The sequence below is a fragment of the Pseudomonas sp. RG1 genome, from assembly GCF_025910115.1.
GTDB classification, from domain to species: Bacteria; Pseudomonadota; Gammaproteobacteria; order Pseudomonadales; family Pseudomonadaceae; genus Aquipseudomonas; species Aquipseudomonas atacamensis.
The window spans coordinates 26,424-44,179 of sequence record NZ_JAPCIK010000026.1; the positions used below are offsets into that span (position 1 = coordinate 26,424).

A 17,756-nucleotide genomic window follows, 5' to 3' on the forward strand; every position below is an offset into this window, starting at 1 on the left:
ATGCCGCGATATCGGATTTCCAACCCCGCGCGCGCCGACATTGTCGACATACTCAGACTCTCCCATACCCAGTTCGGCGACCAGGCCCGCCAGCGCTACCAAGCGCTGATCCTTGCAGCGCTCCAAGCGCTGTCCGACAAGCCTTATCGCATTGGCAGCCATGACCGCGATGAGCTTGCACCAGGCCTCCGCAGCTATCACCTCATCTATTCGCGCCAGCAGGCGAAACCCACTCATGGAACGGTCAAGAGCCCGCGCCATATCGTGTTCTATCGCGTGGCAAATGACGACGTGATCGAGGTCGTCCGACTCCTTCATGACGCCATGGAATCGCATTTGCACTTGCCTGCGGCTGATCAACCACCTGACCCCATGACCTGACTGGCCAAGAACAGGAAGATCAGGCGCCCCCTGTGAATCTCGACCCTGAAAGCCCTTTAGCCTCTTTCCCGACCCGAATCACTTGCCGCCAGTCACATCCAGAAAAGTACCCGTGACAAAGGAGGCCTCCGCGCTGGCCAGCCACAAGATGGCCCGCGCCACCTCTTCCGGCTGACCGCCCCGCCCCATGGGGATAGTGTCCTTCACGCGATCCACCCGCCCCGGCTCGCCGCCGCTCGCGTGCATGTCGGTATAGATGTGCCCCGGGCGAATGCAGTTGACCCGAATCCCCTCGCGCGCGACTTCTTTGGCAAAGCCGATGGTGAAGGTTTCCAGCGCGCCTTTCGATGCTGCGTAATCAACGTATTCATTCGGGCTGCCCAAGCGCGCCGAGGCAGAAGAAACGTTGATCACTGCCCCACCTGTGCCGCCGTGCCGATAAGCCATGCGCTTCACCGCTTGCTGCGCGCACAGGATCGGTCCCAGAGCATTGACCGCGAAGATGCGCTGCATGCGTTCAAAGCTCAGGTCCTCCATGCGTGACTGTTTTGCCAGAACGCCAGCGTTATTGACCAGAACATCGATCCGTCCAAATGAGCGATCGAGGGCCGAGAACAGTTCAGCAACCTGCTCGGGGTCAGCACTGTCAGCACGCAGCGCGAGGCCCTTGCGCCCCAACGCTTCGATATCCGCCACCACCTCAAGAGCGGCGGACTCGTTGGCAACGTAGCTGATGGCAACGTCGTAGCCTTGCGCGGCAGCGAGTCGGGCGGTGGCGGCGCCGACTCCGCGACTGCCGCCGGTGATCAGAATCAGCGGGGCCTGCGAGACTTTATCCATGCGACGTTCTCCTGAGCAGTTGGCCTATGTCAGCCGATGATGATGGCGCCGCTGGCGATGACCACGCAGGCCAGCATCCTGCGGACGGTGAGCTTTTCACCGAGGAACAAATAGCCGAGCAATGCGGCAAACAACACGCTGGTTTCGCGCAAGGCCGACACCGCACCCAGTGGCGCTTCGTTCATGGCGTAGATAACGATTGCGTAGGCCAGCAACGAGACCAGTCCGCCGACCGCAGCGGTCAGCATTCCGGGCCGTACGGAAAACAGACTGCGAGCATCGCGCAGGCCGATATACACCAATGGCATCAACACACCCCACAGGGCGCTCATCCACACCGTGTACGCGAGCGGCGCACCGGAAAGCCTGGCGCCAATGCCATCGACGACGCTGTAGGCGGCGATGAAACAACCGGTGCCCAGCGCATACGGCAGGCTCGGCACCGACAGGCTGCGCCCGCGAAAGGCCAGGGAAATGATTCCGCCGGATACCAGACCGATGCCGAGCAGCTCAGCGGGAGTAATGGTTTCGCCGGCAAACAGCGCGGCGCCAAGGGTGATCAGCGCCGGTGACGAGCCGCGGGAAATCGGATAGATCTGCCCTAGATCGCCGACCCGATAGCTGCGCACCAGGAACAGGTTGTAGCCGACATGCAGCAGTGCCGAGAGCAGCGCATACCCCCAGCTCTCAGGTGCAGGCGCGGCCATGAAAAAGGTGGCAATGAGGCAGACGATGGCGATGGCCACGCACATTATTGTCATCGACCAGAGCCGATCGGCACCGCCGCGCAGCAGCGCGTTCCAGCTGGCGTGCAGGAGCGCGGCGAACAGAACGAGGAGTACGAGATGGATTGGCATGCGGCATTCTAGGCATCTCGGGCATTGGCATTACAGCGAAGTTTCCTCATTGCAGCATGAGCAAAAGCTCATGCTTCAGCGCTGGGGGTTCTGTACCTTCAATGCTTCACTGAGCAACCACTCGCGAAATCTGAGGATATGCGGCTGGGCTTCGATGCCTTTGGGGCAGACGAAATAGTAGGCCAAAGGCGAAGTGAACGGCACATCGAACAGCCTCACCAGACGGCCATCGGCGATTTCGTTTTCGACATGGCCGCTGCGCACCAGCGCCACACCCTGGCCGAGCAACGCAGCTTCCACCGTCATATTGGTATCACCAAACCTGACGCCTTCGCGCAGCGGTAAAAACTCCAGCCCGACGGACTGAAACCACACCTCCCATTTCGGCGCCAACTCGGCGCCGTCGCGAATCAGCAACGGCAACTGCAGCAAATCGGCGGGACTGCCCGGCCTGCCGACGCGCTGCAGCAGTTCGGGGCTGGCCACGGGAAACACCTGCTCACCGAACAGGAACTCCGAATACAGACCGGGATAATTGCCTTTGCCCAAGCGAATGGCGACATCGGCTTCGCCGCTGGCGAAATGGATGATCGTGTCCGTGGTATCCAGCGACACCAACAGCTCCGGGTGCAGGCGCGACAGGTTCGGCAAGCGTGGCAGCAGCCACTTCAAGGCAAACGAATAAGTGGTGCTGACCGACAGGCGAACCCTGTCCTTTTGCTCGCGCAGATCCTCCAGCGTTGCTTCAAGGCTCATGAAAAACTCGCGCACGATCGGCGCCAGCGTCGCCCCCGCTGTTGTAAGGCGTAACGCCTTGCCGCGCTCGAACAATTGCAAGCCCCAAAGTTCTTCCAGGTGCCGGAGCTGATGACTGACGGCGCTTTGGGTCACGTGCAGTTCTTGAGCGGCAGCCGTGAACGTCGGGTGCCGGGTGGCCACTTCGAAAGCCCGCAGGGTCGCGGTCGGGGGCAGGTCTCGCATAAAAATGATCCGGGGACGGTAAATATCAGAGCATGAGGTTACGCTCATGTTAGAGCGAAACTCCCTTGATTGCCCGTTCCGCGACATTGGCGTATTGCTCCGGCAAGTGGGCGAGGTGCTGATAACAGCGAGGCATTTAATCGCCGGATAATCCTCCGCGCGCAGCTTCGGTCGCAATCATTGCAGATCAAGCAACACAGAATTGCCTTCAAGCCGATTAATAGCCCCCTAACGAAAGGTGCATGCTAGAGGGCTGCCTCGGCGCTTATATCATTCCGAATGATAGTTACCTTTGCTTCATTCGATTCGTGCCATCACACCCGCGCCGAGCATCATCCGCCCATCTTCAATACTTCGGCGGATTGCATCCATGGAACAATCACTCAAACATTTGCGCTTCCCGTTGGCCATGCTGGCCGTACTGGTGATGAGCGCCTGCGGCAAAACTCCGGAGACTGCCGGCGCCCCGCCCGCTGCCAAGGTCAGCGTGGCCAAGGTGCTGGAACAACCGGTCAACGAGTGGGACGAATTTACCGGGCGTCTCGAGGCGCCGGAAACCGTTGAAATCCGCCCACGGGTTTCGGGCCAGATCGATCAGGTCGCGTTCACCGAAGGCGCGCTGGTCAAGAAAGGCGACCTGCTGTTCCAGATCGACCCGCGTCCGTTCCAGGCAGAGGTACGCCGCCTCGAAGCTCTGGTTGCTCAAGCCCGCGCCACCGCCACTCGCAGCGAAAACGAAGCCGCTCGCGGCGAACGCCTGCGTACCAGCAACGCCATTTCCGCTGAACTGGCCGACTCGCGCACCAGCGCTGCCCAAGAAGCTCGCGCCGCCGTTGGTGCCCTGCAGGCACAACTGGACCTGGCCAAACTGAACCTGAGCTTCACCCGCGTGACCGCACCGATCAGCGGCCGCGTCAGCCGCGCCGAAATCACTGCCGGCAACCTGGTGACCGCCGACACCACCGCGCTGACAAGCGTCGTCTCCACCGACAAGGTCTACGCCTACTTCGACGCCGACGAACGCGTCTTCCTCAAATACACCCAACTGGCCCGCAACGGTCAGCGCGGCGCCACCACGCCGGTGTACATGGGCCTGTCCAACGAAGACGGCAACCCGCACCTGGGCCAGATGAACTTCGTCGACAACCAGGTCAATCCGAAAACCGGCACCATCCGTGGTCGCGCAGTCTTCGACAACGCTGACGGCACCTACACCCCGGGCTTGTACGCGCGGCTGAAACTGGTCGGCAGCGGCACCTACAACGCCATGCTGATCAATGACGAAGCCGTGGGCACTGACCTGGGCAAGAAGTTCGTGCTGGTGATGGATGGCGACAACAAGACCGCCTACCGCGCCGTCGAACTCGGTCCGAAGATCGAAGGCCTGCGCATCGTCCGCAACGGCCTGAACAAGGACGACACGATCATCGTCAAGGGTCTGCAACGGGTTCGTCCTGGCTCACCGGTCACCCCTGAGGTGATTCCGATGGCCAGCGAGCAGACCCTCGCCGCCCTCGCTCAACAACGTCAAGCGCTGGAAGCCAGCAACCTGCCCAAAGTTGCCCCCGCCAAGGGTGCATCGGGTTCGGCTGCGAAGCTGGCTGCTACGACCCCACGCGGTTAAGGGACGACAACTCCGATGAATTTTTCCCAATTCTTCATTTCCCGGCCGATCTTCGCAGCGGTGCTGTCGCTGTTGATCCTGATCGCCGGTGCGATCTCGCTGTTCCAGTTGCCGATCAGCGAATACCCGGAAGTCGTGCCGCCGACCGTGGTCGTGCGCGCCAACTTCCCGGGCGCCAACCCCAAAGTCATCGGTGAAACCGTGGCCGCTCCGCTGGAGCAAGCCATCACCGGCGTCGAGAACATGCTGTACATGTCCTCGCAATCGACCGCTGACGGCAAGATCACCCTGACCATTACCTTCGCCCTGGGCACTGACCTGGACAACGCGCAGGTGCAGGTGCAAAACCGGGTGACCCGGACCGAGCCGAAGCTTCCCGAGGAAGTGACGCGTATCGGTATCACCGTCGACAAGGCTTCGCCAGACCTGACCATGGTTGTGCACTTGACCTCACCGGACAAGCGCTACGACATGCTCTACCTGTCCAACTACGCAATCCTCAACATCAAGGATGAGCTGGCTCGCCTGGGTGGTGTCGGTGACGTGCAGTTGTTTGGTATGGGCGACTACTCGCTGCGCGTCTGGCTTGATCCGAACAAGACCGCTTCGCGCAATCTGACCGCCACCGATGTGGTGACCGCGATTCGCGAGCAGAACCGTCAGGTCGCCGCCGGTCAACTGGGCGCGCCCCCTGCCCCGACCGCGCAAAGCTTCCAGCTGTCGGTCAACACTCAAGGCCGTCTGGTTTCCGAGGAAGAGTTCGAAAACATCGTCATTCGTGCAGGCGACGACGGTGAGATCACTCGCCTGAAGGACATTGCACGCATTGAACTGGGTTCCAGCCAATACGCCTTGCGCTCGCTGCTGAACAATCAGCCGGCGGTGGCGATCCCGATCTTCCAGCGTCCCGGTTCCAACGCCATCGACATTTCCAACGAAGTGCGCGGCAAGATGGAAGAGCTGAAGAAAGGCTTCCCGCAGGGCATGGACTACAGCATCGTGTATGACCCGACGATCTTCGTTCGTGGTTCGATCGAGGCGGTGGTGCACACCCTGTTCGAAGCGCTGATCCTCGTGGTGCTGGTGGTGATTCTGTTCCTGCAGACCTGGCGCGCCTCGATCATTCCGTTGGTGGCAGTGCCGGTATCGTTGATCGGTACGTTTGCGGTCATGCACCTGTTCGGCTTCTCGCTCAACGCCCTGTCGCTGTTCGGCTTGGTGCTGGCCATCGGTATCGTGGTGGACGACGCCATCGTCGTGGTGGAGAACGTCGAACGGAACATCGAACTCGGACTGACGCCGGTCGAAGCGACCAAGCGCGCCATGCGTGAAGTGACCGGGCCGATCGTGGCCACGGCACTGGTGCTGTGTGCCGTGTTCATTCCGGCGGCATTCATTTCCGGCCTCACCGGGCAGTTCTACAAACAGTTCGCACTGACCATCGCGATCTCGACAGTGATCTCGGCGTTCAACTCGCTGACCCTGTCGCCAGCGCTGGCTGCTGTGCTGCTGAAGAGTCACGACGCGCCGAAAGACCGCTTCTCGAAAGTGCTCGACAGAATCTTCGGTGGCTGGCTGTTCCGTCCGTTCAACCGTTTCTTCGACCGTGCCAGCCATGGCTACGTCGGCACCGTGCGCCGGGTCATCCGCAGCAGCGGCATAGCCCTGCTCGTGTATGCAGGCCTGATGGTGCTGACCTTCTTCGGTTTCTCCAGCACGCCGACCGGTTTCGTACCCGGCCAGGACAAGCAATACCTGGTGGCCTTCGCGCAATTGCCGGATGCCGCGAGCCTGGATCGCACCGAAGACGTGATCAAGCGCATGTCCGACCTCGCGCTGAAACAGCCGGGCGTGGAAAGCGCCGTAGCGTTCCCGGGCCTGTCGATCAATGGTTTCACCAACAGCCCGAACGCCGGCATCGTCTTCGTGACGCTGAAACCGTTCGACGAGCGTAAAGACCCGAGCATGTCCGCCGGTGCGATTGCCGGTGCCTTGAACGGCCAGTACGCGAACATTCAGGAAGCGTACATGGCGATCTTCCCGCCACCGCCGGTACAAGGCCTGGGCACCATTGGCGGTTTCCGCCTGCAGATCGAAGACCGGGGCAACCTCGGCTACGACGAGCTGTACAAAGAAACCATGAACATCATCAACAAAAGCCACAACGTGCCGGAACTGGCCGGCCTGTTCACCAGCTACACGGTGAACGTGCCGCAGGTCGATGCCGCCATCGACCGTGAAAAAGCCAAGACCCACGGCGTGGCCGTCAGCGACATCTTCGACACCCTGCAGATCTACTTGGGTTCGCTGTATGCCAACGACTTCAACCGCTTCGGGCGCACCTATCAGGTCAATGTTCAGGCCGAACAGCAGTTCCGCCTTGAATCCGATCAGATCGGTCAGCTGAAAGTACGCAACAACAAAGGCGAGATGATCCCGCTGGCGACCTTCATCAAGGTCAGCGACACCTCGGGACCGGATCGCGTGATGCACTACAACGGCTTCATCACCGCTGAAATCAACGGTGCCGCAGCCCCGGGCTACAGCTCTGGCCAGGCGGAAAAAGCCATCGAGAAACTGCTCAAGGAAGAACTTCCGAACGGCATGACCTACGAGTGGACCGACCTGACCTACCAGCAGATTCTGTCCGGCAACACCGCGCTGTTCGTGTTCCCGCTCTGCGTACTGCTGGCGTTCCTGGTGCTCGCCGCACAATACGAAAGCTGGAGCCTGCCACTGGCGGTGATCCTGATCGTACCGATGACCCTGCTGTCGGCCATTACCGGTGTGATCATCTCCGGCGGTGACAACAACATCTTCACCCAGATCGGCTTAATCGTACTGGTAGGACTTGCCTGTAAAAACGCGATTCTCATCGTCGAGTTCGCCAAGGATAAACAGGAAGAAGGCCTCGACCCGCTCGCAGCGGTGCTGGAAGCCTGCCGCCTGCGTCTGCGGCCGATCCTGATGACCTCCTTCGCGTTCATCATGGGTGTGGTGCCACTGGTGTTCTCCAGCGGTGCCGGTGCCGAGATGCGCCACGCCATGGGTGTGGCGGTGTTCTCCGGGATGCTCGGGGTGACCTTCTTCGGTCTGCTGCTGACGCCAGTGTTCTACGTACTGATCCGTAACTTTGTCGAACGCGGCGAGCAGCGCAAAGCAGCCAAAGCCCTGCAATTGGAGGCGCAACAATGAGTCTGAAAGTCTTCCTGCCGAGTCTGTTGGTGCTGGCCCTCAGCGCCTGCGCCGTCGGCCCCGACTACAAGACCCCAGCTACGGAGGCGGCCAATATCACCACCGCCACCGACGGCGCCGCCGGGCAAAAGAACTTCGACCGTTCGAAATTCGAAGGCATCTGGTGGCAGCAATTCGATGATCCGACCCTGAACCAGTTGGTGAGCCAGTCGCTGCAAGGCAACCGTGAACTGCGCGTGGCGTTCGCCCGCTGGAAAGCCGCCCGGGCAATCCGCGACGACGCCAGCAATGACGCGATGCCGACCATCACCAGCCGCGCCAGCAGTGACCTGGGCAAGGGCCAGATTCCCGGCCAGACCACCGACCGGGTCAATAGCGAACGTTATGATCTCGGTCTGGACATGGCCTGGGAGCTCGACCTGTTCGGCCGCATCCAGCGCAATCTGGAAGCCAGTGATGCCGACCAGCAAGCCGCCGAAGCCGATCTGTATCAGCTGCAAGTCACCATGATTGCCGAACTGGTCGACGCCTACGGTCAACTGCGCGGCGCCCAGCTGCGGGAAAAAATCGCCGTGGCCAACCTGAACAACCAGCAGGAGTCGCGCAAGATCACCATCAGCCTGCGTGACGCCGGTGTCGGTGATCAGCTTGATGTCGAGCGCGCCGATGCGCGTCTGGCCAACGTCGAAGCCACCGTGCCGCAGTTGCAGGCGGAACAGGTTCGGCAGAAAAACCGTATCGCCACCCTGCTCGGCGAACGCCCGGACAAACTGACCGTCGACCTCAGCCCGAAAGATCTGCCGGCCATCGCCAAGGCGCTGCCGATCGGTGATCCGGGTGAACTGCTGCAACGTCGTCCGGACATCCTCAGCGCCGAGCGGCAATTGGCTTCGGCCACTGCGCGCATCGGCGTGGCCAAAGCCGACCTGTTCCCCCGGGTCAGCCTCAGCGGCTTCCTCGGCTGGACCGCCGGGCGCGGTTCGCAGATCGGTTCTTCGGCGGCCAACGCCTGGGCGCTCGGCCCGAGCATCACCTGGGCGGCGTTTGACCTCGGCAGCGTCCGTGCCCGTTTGCGCGGCGCCGATGCTGACGCCGAAGGCGCGCTGGCCAACTACGAGCAACAAGTACTGCTGGCTCTGGAAGAATCGGAAAACGCCTTCAGCGATTACGGCAAGCGTCAGCAACGCCTGATCTCGCTGATCCGTCAGAGCGAATCGAGTCGCAAGGCTGCCGATCTGGCAGAAATCCGTTATCGCGAAGGCACCACCGATTTCCTCGTCCTGCTCGACGCCCAGCGTGAGCGCCTGAACGCCGAAGACACTCAGGCCCAGGCCGAAGTTGAGCTGTATCGCGGCATCGTCGCGATCTACAAGGCCCTCGGCGGTGGCTGGCAACCGGAGACAGTTGCCAGCAAGTAAAGATTGTTAAAGAGCTCCTTTGGTTGGCCGCAACCAACCAAATTTTTTGCCCCGCGTATCATTCGGTCGCGGGGTTTTTTTATGCCTGTTTGCAGCACTGGGATTTGATCGTTCCCACGCTCCGTGTGGGAATGCCTCAAGGGAAGCTCCGCGTCCAGTGACACGGAGCGTCACGGGCTGCATTCCCACGCGGAGCGTGGGAACGATCAACACAGCTCCAGGAGATCAGGGTTCCAGGACGGTGACGGTGGCGGTTGTACCGGCGCGCAGGCGATGCTTGCCGGCAAAGTCACCATCAATGCCAATGCGCACCGGCACCCGTTGCGCCAGTTTCACCCAGGTGTAACTCGGGTTGATGTTCGCCAGCAGACGACTGCCCGGCGCGTTTTCGCGGTCGGCGATGGCGAAGGCGATGCTTTCTACCGTGCCGCCGAAACGCTCACCGCTCATCAATTGAATGCGTACCCGATCACCCTCCTCGATTCGCGGCAACTTGGTTTCCTCGAAGTAACCACTGACATAGAACGAATCGCTGTCGACCAGCGCCAGCAGTGCCCCGCCCGCCTGTGCATAGTCACCCTGGCGGGTCAGCAGGTTGGTCACGTAACCGCTCACTGGCGATTCAACGCGGGTGCGCTGCAAGTCCAGTTCGGCTTGCGTCAGCGCGGCAATTGCCAGCTGCACATTGGCTTCGGCCAAGCCGAGGTTGGCCTGATTGCGCAACAGATCCGCCTGGGCAACCGCCACGTCGGTACTGGCCTTCTCCCATTCTTCACCGGAAATCGCGAAGCCCTGCTTCAGCGTACGGCGTCGGCGCTCCTCGCTCTGACGTTGTTTGAGCAACGCCTCACTGGCGACGATTGCCGCTTGCGATTGCCCCAGCGACGCCTTTGACACTTCCACCGAACGCCGGGCGTGCTCGACCGCCAGTTGATAGCGCGCCGGATCGATCTCCAGCAACAATTGGCCCTTGTCGACATGCTGGTTGTCCTGCACTGCCAGTTTGACGATTCGCCCCGAAACATCCGCCGACAGCGTCACCACATCCGCCCTCACCCGAGCATCCCGTGTCCACGGCGCGCGGGTGTAATACTCCCAGGCGAACCAGCCGAGGACGATCGCCAGGATCACCACTGCCACGGTCATCATTCGTGCAACTAGTGCTTTCAAGACATCAGGCTCCCATCAACAGAATCAGCGTGGCGCAGACACAGGCATACAGTGCGCCTTCGAACAGTGCTTCATGCCACACCAGGCGCAGCACGCCGAGGCGCCGCAGACACCAGTCCAGCAACATGAAAATCGGAATCGCCAGTAACAGTGCCTGGGCAATCGGCGGCAGATAAACCCCGCCAATTTCGAAATCAATGGGCAAGTTGCGGTTCTCCTTCCAGGCCTTGAGGTTGCAAATAGTCGCCGTGCCGCTCGAGGAACGACACCACAATCAGCAGCGCCACACGCATGCGAAACACCGACCATAGATGTTCATGACTGACGGCGTGCAGCTCGTCCAGCTCATCTCCGAGCTGGTGCAACGTGGCCAGCAGCGCCGCAAGCTGGACATCGTCGCGAACGGCAACCAAACGACCGGTCTTGCGCAACGCCGACGCCAGGCGTTGGCCGAACGCATCGGTGAGCAACCCATTGTTCTGCGCCTGCTGCCGCAGCTGATGCATCGCCACGCCCAAGGCCACGCATGCCAGGCTGATTTCATACAAGCGCTGCATAGCACGATCGTTCGCCGCTGGCAGCAGGCCGAGCATGCTGGTCAGGCGATCGGTCATCCGACTCTCGAAAGCAAATTGTTGTTCATCGGTCGCCGGCATTTTGCTCAGTTGGTACACCTGCTCCCGCGCTTCGCCGTACAGGCGGCGGATGCGCAAGGCCGGGCGGAACGGGAAGATCAGCGCATAAACGATCAGGGCCAGCATCGCTGCGCTGACGTAGGCGCCGGCGAATTCGAACCATTGGATTGCCGTATTCTGCCCAGTACCGGTGTTTTGCGGCCCGAGCATGAGAAAACTCGACAGCCCAAGGCCCATGCCTATGCCGGCGGTGGCCGGACTGGAAAGTCCCACGGCAATGGCATACAGCAGCGGCGCCAGCAGCAAGGCCAGCAGCTCGAAATCACTGATCGCCGGCACCAGCATGAACTGGTAGAACGCCGACACCACAAGCGCCAGGCCCAAGCCTCGCGCATAGCTTTGCGCAGCCATCAGCGGACGCGGAAAAGTCGCCATCAGCGAGCAGAGAATCCCCACCAGAATCATTCCGCCGCGCGCGCCATCCCAGGCCGTTTCGATCCAGATCAACCCGCTGACCAACAGCGCGGTAAAGGCGCGGATCGCATTCATCGAGGCCAGGGTGAAATCCAGATGCAACGGACTGCTCTGGCCGCGATACAGACAACTGGCCGGGCGCCCTTCCTGAATCGCGTCGCTCAGTTCGAGGATCTGCTCAAGTTGCTGCAACAGGCGCGCCTGCTCCCAACGCAGCGCCCAAGCCAATGAACGCAGGGTCGCGCTCATGTTCTCGGTCTGTTGCTCGGCCTTGTACGCCAACGCTTCGAACTGTTGCTGCAAGGTGACGAAACGCTGCCGATCGGCGCCAGACAGCGCGCGGCCCTGTTGCGCCAGCTGCTCAAGCAACGCCAGTTCCTCGGCACGCAGCTGCTGGACCTCCAGCGGCAGATCGCCCTCCCAGCGTTCGATGAGCAATTCACGCTGATGACGCAGCGCGGTCAGTCGCGACGTCAGCAGCATCAGTTGGTTGCCGAGCAGCAATACCAGGTTGTCGGCACTGCGCAAACGTGGGGCATCGAAATACAAATGACGTCGTAAACCTTCCAGTGCGCTGATCTCGCCGAGCAGCTGCATTTGCCTACGCTGGAAATCGGCTTCGCTTTCTTCCGTACGAAGCACCTCGGCAGCGTGGCTGGCGGCCAGTTTGATCACCTGGTCGATTTTGGCGAAATAGCCCTTGGTGACGGCCTCAGGCCGTGCCGTGAGCAAACTGACCACGCAGACACAGGCCACCGCCAACAAAGTTTCGGTGACACGGGTAACCGCTAGCATAAAGGTGCCGTCCTGATCCGGAATCGCTAGCAAGGCCACCACCACTGCGGTGTAACCACTGAGCACGAACGCCTGGGAACTGGTGTAGCGCAGCAAGGTGCCGCCCGCCGTGCACAGCGCCAGCCACAACGCCAATGTCGTGATGAACGGCAGCGGCGCCTGAGGGAAAATCGCCATGATCAGCACCGCCACCGCCGCACCCACGGTGGTGCCGATCACCTGGCCGAAACTGCGCGCCAGTGCCATCCCTGCCAGTGGCTGGCTGACGATCACCACGGCCATGATTGACCACTTCGGCTGTTCGAGATCGAAGATGAACGCCAGATAAAGGGCCAACAGCCCGGCGGCGATGGTCCGCAGGGCAAACAGCAGAACAGCCTGACCAGGATGGATCAAAGCCTTGAAATAGGTGTACAGCGCAGACATGGGCACTCTCTTTAAAACGACTTCTGCAAGCGTAGACATTGCAGCAAAAGCCTGACGGATTTCACAGTCGACACGTGTTGTAGGACGATTCGCTGGCAACGGTTTGACTCACGCGCCAAGCTGAACGAAGCTTGCCGCTCTGCTCAAGTTCGAAGCTTTCGGAAACCCGCATGACTCAGTCCCGCCGCAACCTGCTGATCGGCCTAGGCCTCGTACTGATCCTCGGCGTCGTCTGGCTGTCCTGGCGCAGCAGCACTCCGACCATCCCCGATGCTATCAAACATGGCTACAGCGAAGCGCTGAACGCCGCGCGCACCGGTGAACCCGGAGCGGCGCGCCAGTTGTACCAGCAATTGGGCCGCCCGGACATCTCGGTCAAGCGCCGGGTCTGGCTGCATGGCGAACTGCCCAATTACCCCAGTCCGCAGGCGTTGAAGCTGGCGGACATCGACTTGCATCACGAAGCGCCGCAAGTTCGCGTCGCAGCGATCAAAAGCATCGTCGGTCTGGTGCCCGGCGGGCAGCGCAGTCTGCTGCTAGGACCGTTGCTCGACGATGGAGAACAAACTGTCCGTTTCGCCGCGATCAATGCCCTGCTCGGCCTGGCCCCGGACGAGCTCGGCCTGTATTTCGCACCGCTACAGCAGGCCATCGACGGCTGGCAACAGACCCTGGAAAGCCAGCCGGAAAGCGCCGCCAACTATGCGCAACTGGCCCGTCTCCATATTCACAACGCCGAATACAAACAGGCCCAACAGGCTTTGGACAATACCTTGCGCCTGGAACCGGGCAACCTGCCGGCGCTGGTCATGCAGATCGATGTGCTCGACCGCCAGGGCCAGAGCGATGCCGCTCGCCAGTTGCTCGCCCGCCAACTCAAGGCGCAGCCTGATTCCGCCTATTTGCAACATGCCCTCGGTCTGTGGCTGCTGCACCATGGCCAGCGCGAATATGCCCTGCTCGGCCTGTCCAAAGCGGTCGAGCTGGAACCGGACAACAAGGATTATCGCTACGACCTCGCCACCACTCTGCACAGCGCGGAAGAACTGGAAGCGGCGCAGAAACAACTGCAGGAAATCGTTCAGCGCCACCCCGCCGACCGCAAGGCGCGGGTGTTGTTGATCAACTATTGGAAGGAAAGCGGCCAGTTGCAGAATGTGCAGATTCTGCTGGCGCAGCTGGAGCAGCTGAATCCGGACGACCCGGCCCTGCAACAGGGTCTTTAATCAAGGTAAAGCGGGTGCAATCAACCACCTGTCGAAAGAAAAAGCGGAACCGTGAACATGCCCTGAGGTCAAGTTATTCAGGCGGCTCACTTAAGCCAGCCGCCGGATTACCCTAGTCATAAGAGGGCGTTTTTTGACTACATCAAACGAGTTGATCAGTGCAAAGGCCGCCGTCGGCATTGTAGGTCTGGATGACATCCTTGCCGGTGGCCTGTCTCGCGGCCATGTGTTTTTGCTCGAGGGGGAACCCGGAACCGGCAAAACCACCGTGGCTTTGCATTTCCTCCGCGCCGGTGCGCTGGCCGGGGAACGCTGCCTGTACATCACTCTCTCGGAAACCGAGAAAGAACTGCGTCAAGGTGCGCTCTCCCACGGCTGGGAGCTGAACGAAAACATCAAGATCTTCGAGCTGACACCGCCGGAAAGCCTGCTCAATGCCGAACATCAGCAAAGCCTGCTGTATTCCTCGGACCTTGAACTGGGCGAGGCGACCAGGCAGATTTTCGAAGTGGTCGAACGCTTCAAGCCGACCCGCGTTGTGCTCGACAGCCTTTCGGAGATCCGTCTGCTGGCGCAGAGCTCCTTACGCTATCGTCGGCAGATTCTGGCGATCAAGCACTACTTTGTGCGCTACGACGCCACCGTCCTGCTGCTCGATGACCTGACCACAGAATCACTCGACAAGACCGTGCACAGTGTCGCCCACGGCGTGATCCGCCTTGAAGAGCTGACGCCTAGCTACGGCGCCGAGCGTCGTCGGGTACGAGTGGTCAAATATCGCGGGCAGAAATACCGTGGCGGTTTCCACGATTTCACCATCATGGGCGACGGCGTCCATGTTTTCCCACGCCTGGTAGCGGCGGAACATCGCGGCGACTACCCACGTCTGCAGCTGTCCAGCGGCATCCCGCAAATGGACGCCCTGCTCGGCGGCGGCATCGAGACCGGTTCCAGCACGCTGATTCTCGGCCCGGCCGGTACCGGCAAATCGATGATTTCGATGATCTTCGCCGCCGCAGCGGTGGCCCGAGGCGAAAAAGCCGCGCTGTTCATTTTCGATGAAGAGCTGGGCCTGCTGTTCGAACGCATGCGTCATCTCGGCATCGACCTCAAAGCCTTGCAGGCCACCGGTAATCTGCTGATCGAACAAGTAGACGCCGCCGAATTGTCTCCGGGTGAGTTGTCCCATCGCGTGCGCCGTTGCGTCGATGAGCTAGGTATCAAAACCGTGGTGATCGACAGCATTAACGGCTATCAAGCGGCGATGCCGGAAGAAAACGCGCTGGTGCTGCACATGCACGAGCTGCTGCTGTACCTTAACCGCAAAGGCGCAGCGACTTTCATGACGGTCGCCCAGCACGGTCTGGTGGGCGATATGCAGGCGCCGGTTGATATCACTTACCTGGCCGACACGGTGATTCTGTTGCGCTACTTCGAAGCCCTCGGCAAAGTCCGCCGGGCGATCTCGATTATCAAAAAACGTACCGGCAACCACGAGTCGACCATCCGTGAATACCGGATTTCCTCGCGTGGCATGACCATCGGCCAACCGCTGGAATCCTTCCAGGGCGTGCTGCGTGGCGTGCCGACCTACATGGGAGCGAGCAATCCATTGCTTGAGGATGAAAGCTTGTGACGGTCAACACGCCGTTGGCCGAGCGGGTGCTGGTGCTGGCGCCCATGGGTCGCGACAGCCAGATCGCGTTGATGATTCTCAACGAAGCCGGTTACGGCGGCATGGTGGCGCCGAATCTCGGCGCTCTGTGCACCGAACTGGAGGTCGGCGCCGGGTTGCTGCTGATTGCTGCTGAAGCGCTGCGCGGACCGGAACTGGAAGGGCTTATCGCCTACCTTGACCAGCAACCCGCGTGGTCGGACATGCCCATCGTGCTGCTGACTCATCATGGCGGCGATGAACAAGGTCCGCCGTCGCGTCTCAGCACCCTGCTCGGCAACGTGACTTTTCTCGAGCGCCCCTTCCATCCCGCGACGCTGGTCAGTCTGGTCTCCGCCGCCCTGCGCGGGCGGCGACGACAATATGAAGCGCGCGATCGGCTGATCGACCTGAGTGAAAGCGAACGCCGCCTGCAATCAACTCTGGAAACCCTCGAGCAACAGGTTGAAGAGCGCACCGCACAGCTTCGCCACAACGAAGAAGCGCTGCGCCAATCGCAGAAAATGGAAGCGGTCGGCCAACTGACTGGCGGCATCGCTCACGACTTCAACAATATGCTCACCGGCATCATCGGTAGCCTGGAACTGCTGCGCCGACGTCTGGCCCGGGGCCGGACCGAAGACCTCGACAGCCTGATCGATCTAGGCGTGACCTCCGCCAACCGCGCCGCCGGCCTGACTCACCGCTTGTTGGCGTTCTCCCGCCGGCAATCGCTCGACCCGAAAGCCGTGCAGATGAACACGCTGGTGCTGTCGATGGGCGAGCTGCTGCAACGCAGCCTCAATGAGAGCATTCATCTGGAAATGCGCCTGGACGACAACCTCTGGGTTGCCGAGGCCGATCCCAATCAACTCGAGAGCGCCCTGCTCAACCTGGTCATCAATGCCCGCGATGCGATGCCCGAGGGCGGCAAACTGGTGGTGGAAACCAGCAATCAGGTCCTGCATAGCGACTTCACTGCCGCTTACAGCAATCTGGAGCCGGGCGATTACGTGATGCTCAGCGTGACTGACAACGGTAGCGGCATGCCGCAGAGTGTGGTCAGCCGCGCGTTCGATCCGTTCTTTACGACCAAGCCGATCGGCCAGGGCACCGGCCTCGGACTGTCGATGATCTATGGCTTCAGCAAGCAGTCGCGCGGGCATGTGTCGATCGACAGTGAAGTCGATCAAGGCACCACGGTAAAACTCTACCTGCCGCGTTTCCGTGGTGAAGAAGTGGAAATTCCCGTCTCGGATTCGCAGCAGGCTCCGTATGCGATGGATGGCGAAACCGTACTCATCGTCGAAGACGATCCGGCTGTGCGCGTGTTGGTCAGCGCCGTGCTCAGTGAGTTGGGTTATGCGTTCGTGGAGGCCGGTGATGCCGACGGCGCCATGCCGATTCTAAATTCGACGCAGCGTATTGATTTGCTCATCAGCGACGTTGGCCTGCCGGGGATGAACGGTCGTCAACTGGCGGAGGTTGGTCGGCAATACCGGCCAGGTCTGAAAGTGTTGTTCATCACCGGTTATGCCGAGCACGCGGCGGTGCGCGGTGGCTTCCTCGACTCGGGAATGCAGATGATCACCAAGCCCTTCACCTTTGATCTGCTCACCGCCAAGGTGCGCGAGATGATCAATAGCTGATTCTCATGCAGGAGCTGCCGAAGGCTCGGCAGCTCCTGCATGACCATCAGGCCAGCAATTCCTGAATCTTTTCCTGCAACACATCCAGATCGAACGGTTTTTCCAGGATCGGTGCCTTGCTGGTGATCGGGCTGCCGGTTTCACGGATTTCCTGCGGGTAGCCGCTGATGAAAATCACTTTGAGGTCCGGTCGCAATTTCACCGCTGGCTCGGCAATCTGCACGCCGGAGATCCCGCCCGGCAGGCGGAAATCGGTAATCAGCATGTCCAGGTGAGGTTTGCTGGCGAGGATCTCGAAAGCCTGCTCGCCATTTTCCGCTTGCAACACGCGATAGCCCTGCCCTGACAGGTAATCCGTCAGGACCATCAAGATAACCGGTTCGTCTTCGACGACGAGTACTACATCTTGCGCATCTACGCTCATGGGAAGC

Annotated in this window: 14 protein-coding genes; 7 read left to right on the top strand and 7 right to left on the bottom strand. The window is 60.8% G+C overall.

Annotated features, from left to right (window positions below; translation table 11 throughout):
- Entirely contained in the window at window positions 1-381 is a 381-nt protein-coding gene (locus tag OK411_RS15835; RefSeq protein ID WP_264365335.1) for a type II toxin-antitoxin system RelE/ParE family toxin, read from the top strand.
- A 78-nt stretch (window positions 382-459) separates the two neighbouring features.
- Here OK411_RS15835 and OK411_RS15840 read toward each other — a convergent pair whose 3' ends face one another.
- From OK411_RS15840 to gcvA, 3 genes are all read right to left on the bottom strand, one after another.
- Window positions 460-1,221, bottom strand: a complete 762-nt coding sequence (locus OK411_RS15840) for an SDR family oxidoreductase (protein WP_136492599.1) — start codon at window positions 1,219-1,221, stop codon at window positions 460-462.
- Window positions 1,222-1,250: 29 nt separating this feature from the next.
- On the bottom strand, window positions 1,251-2,078 hold the full coding sequence (locus tag OK411_RS15845; protein WP_122881640.1) for a DMT family transporter: 828 nt from the start codon (window positions 2,076-2,078) through the stop codon (window positions 1,251-1,253).
- A 75-nt stretch (window positions 2,079-2,153) separates the two neighbouring features.
- Window positions 2,154-3,059 carry a transcriptional regulator GcvA gene (gene gcvA / locus OK411_RS15850; protein WP_136492598.1) on the bottom strand — a complete coding sequence of 302 codons (906 nt, stop codon included), beginning with the start codon at window positions 3,057-3,059 and terminating at the stop codon, window positions 2,154-2,156.
- Window positions 3,060-3,429: 370 nt separating this feature from the next.
- On the opposite strand from gcvA, the gene mexE reads away from it, so the two are divergent.
- The 3 genes from mexE to OK411_RS15865 are packed head-to-tail and all read left to right on the top strand — an operon-like array spanning window position 3,430 to window position 9,296.
- A complete protein-coding gene (gene mexE / locus OK411_RS15855; protein ID WP_039761553.1) occupies window positions 3,430-4,683 on the top strand; it encodes a multidrug efflux RND transporter periplasmic adaptor subunit MexE in 1,254 nt (417 codons plus the stop codon).
- A gap of 15 nt (window positions 4,684-4,698) precedes the next feature.
- Window positions 4,699-7,878 (top strand): efflux RND transporter permease subunit, encoded by a 3,180-nt coding sequence (locus tag OK411_RS15860; protein WP_130909872.1) that lies wholly within the window; start codon window positions 4,699-4,701, stop codon window positions 7,876-7,878.
- Complete coding sequence (locus OK411_RS15865) at window positions 7,875-9,296, top strand: efflux transporter outer membrane subunit (RefSeq protein ID WP_016774854.1); 1,422 nt, start codon at window positions 7,875-7,877, stop codon at window positions 9,294-9,296. Before OK411_RS15860 ends, OK411_RS15865 begins: the two co-directional genes overlap by 4 nt.
- A 225-nt stretch (window positions 9,297-9,521) precedes the next feature.
- On the opposite strand, the gene OK411_RS15870 is transcribed toward OK411_RS15865, so the two are convergent.
- Genes OK411_RS15870 through OK411_RS15880 form a run of 3 tightly spaced genes read right to left on the bottom strand, consistent with a single transcriptional unit; the run spans window position 9,522 to window position 12,796 of the window.
- Window positions 9,522-10,445, bottom strand: a complete 924-nt coding sequence (locus OK411_RS15870) for an HlyD family secretion protein (RefSeq protein WP_371699471.1) — start codon at window positions 10,443-10,445, stop codon at window positions 9,522-9,524.
- Window positions 10,446-10,470: 25 nt separating this feature from the next.
- On the bottom strand, window positions 10,471-10,671 hold the full coding sequence (locus OK411_RS15875; protein ID WP_016774855.1) for a DUF1656 domain-containing protein: 201 nt from the start codon (window positions 10,669-10,671) through the stop codon (window positions 10,471-10,473).
- Entirely contained in the window at window positions 10,661-12,796 is a 2,136-nt protein-coding gene (locus OK411_RS15880) for an FUSC family protein (RefSeq protein ID WP_264365336.1), read from the bottom strand. The genes OK411_RS15875 and OK411_RS15880 overlap by 11 nt, the downstream gene beginning before the upstream one ends.
- Window positions 12,797-12,966: 170 nt before the next feature.
- On the opposite strand from OK411_RS15880, the gene OK411_RS15885 reads away from it, so the two are divergent.
- The 3 genes from OK411_RS15885 (at window position 12,967) to OK411_RS15895 (ending at window position 17,325) form a co-directional block, all read left to right on the top strand.
- The gene (locus OK411_RS15885) at window positions 12,967-14,022 is read left to right on the top strand and encodes a tetratricopeptide repeat protein (protein ID WP_136492596.1); all 1,056 of its coding nucleotides are present in this window, start codon (window positions 12,967-12,969) and stop codon (window positions 14,020-14,022) included.
- Window positions 14,023-14,155: 133 nt separating this feature from the next.
- The gene (locus tag OK411_RS15890) at window positions 14,156-15,658 is read left to right on the top strand and encodes an ATPase domain-containing protein (RefSeq protein ID WP_024013082.1); all 1,503 of its coding nucleotides are present in this window, start codon (window positions 14,156-14,158) and stop codon (window positions 15,656-15,658) included.
- Window positions 15,655-17,325, top strand: a complete 1,671-nt coding sequence (locus OK411_RS15895) for an ATP-binding protein (protein WP_016774859.1) — start codon at window positions 15,655-15,657, stop codon at window positions 17,323-17,325. The genes OK411_RS15890 and OK411_RS15895 overlap by 4 nt, the downstream gene beginning before the upstream one ends.
- A gap of 46 nt (window positions 17,326-17,371) precedes the next feature.
- Here the strand turns inward: OK411_RS15895 and OK411_RS15900 are convergent, their stop codons facing one another.
- Window positions 17,372-17,749, bottom strand: coding sequence for a response regulator (locus tag OK411_RS15900; RefSeq protein WP_016774860.1), 378 nt, complete (start codon window positions 17,747-17,749; stop codon window positions 17,372-17,374).
- Window positions 17,750-17,756 lie beyond the last annotated feature (7 nt).

Coding starts and splice junctions, on each gene's coding strand:
- OK411_RS15835 (WP_264365335.1), top strand. CDS start 1: ATGCCGCGATATCGGATTTCCAACCCCGCGCGCGCCGACATTGTCGAC.
- OK411_RS15840 (WP_136492599.1), bottom strand. CDS start 1,221: ATGGATAAAGTCTCGCAGGCCCCGCTGATTCTGATCACCGGCGGCAGT.
- OK411_RS15845 (WP_122881640.1), bottom strand. CDS start 2,078: ATGCCAATCCATCTCGTACTCCTCGTTCTGTTCGCCGCGCTCCTGCAC.
- gcvA (WP_136492598.1), bottom strand. CDS start 3,059: ATGCGAGACCTGCCCCCGACCGCGACCCTGCGGGCTTTCGAAGTGGCC.
- mexE (WP_039761553.1), top strand. CDS start 3,430: ATGGAACAATCACTCAAACATTTGCGCTTCCCGTTGGCCATGCTGGCC.
- OK411_RS15860 (WP_130909872.1), top strand. CDS start 4,699: ATGAATTTTTCCCAATTCTTCATTTCCCGGCCGATCTTCGCAGCGGTG.
- OK411_RS15865 (WP_016774854.1), top strand. CDS start 7,875: ATGAGTCTGAAAGTCTTCCTGCCGAGTCTGTTGGTGCTGGCCCTCAGC.
- OK411_RS15870 (WP_371699471.1), bottom strand. CDS start 10,445: ATGATGACCGTGGCAGTGGTGATCCTGGCGATCGTCCTCGGCTGGTTC.
- OK411_RS15880 (WP_264365336.1), bottom strand. CDS start 12,796: ATGTCTGCGCTGTACACCTATTTCAAGGCTTTGATCCATCCTGGTCAG.
- OK411_RS15885 (WP_136492596.1), top strand. CDS start 12,967: ATGACTCAGTCCCGCCGCAACCTGCTGATCGGCCTAGGCCTCGTACTG.
- OK411_RS15900 (WP_016774860.1), bottom strand. CDS start 17,749: ATGAGCGTAGATGCGCAAGATGTAGTACTCGTCGTCGAAGACGAACCG.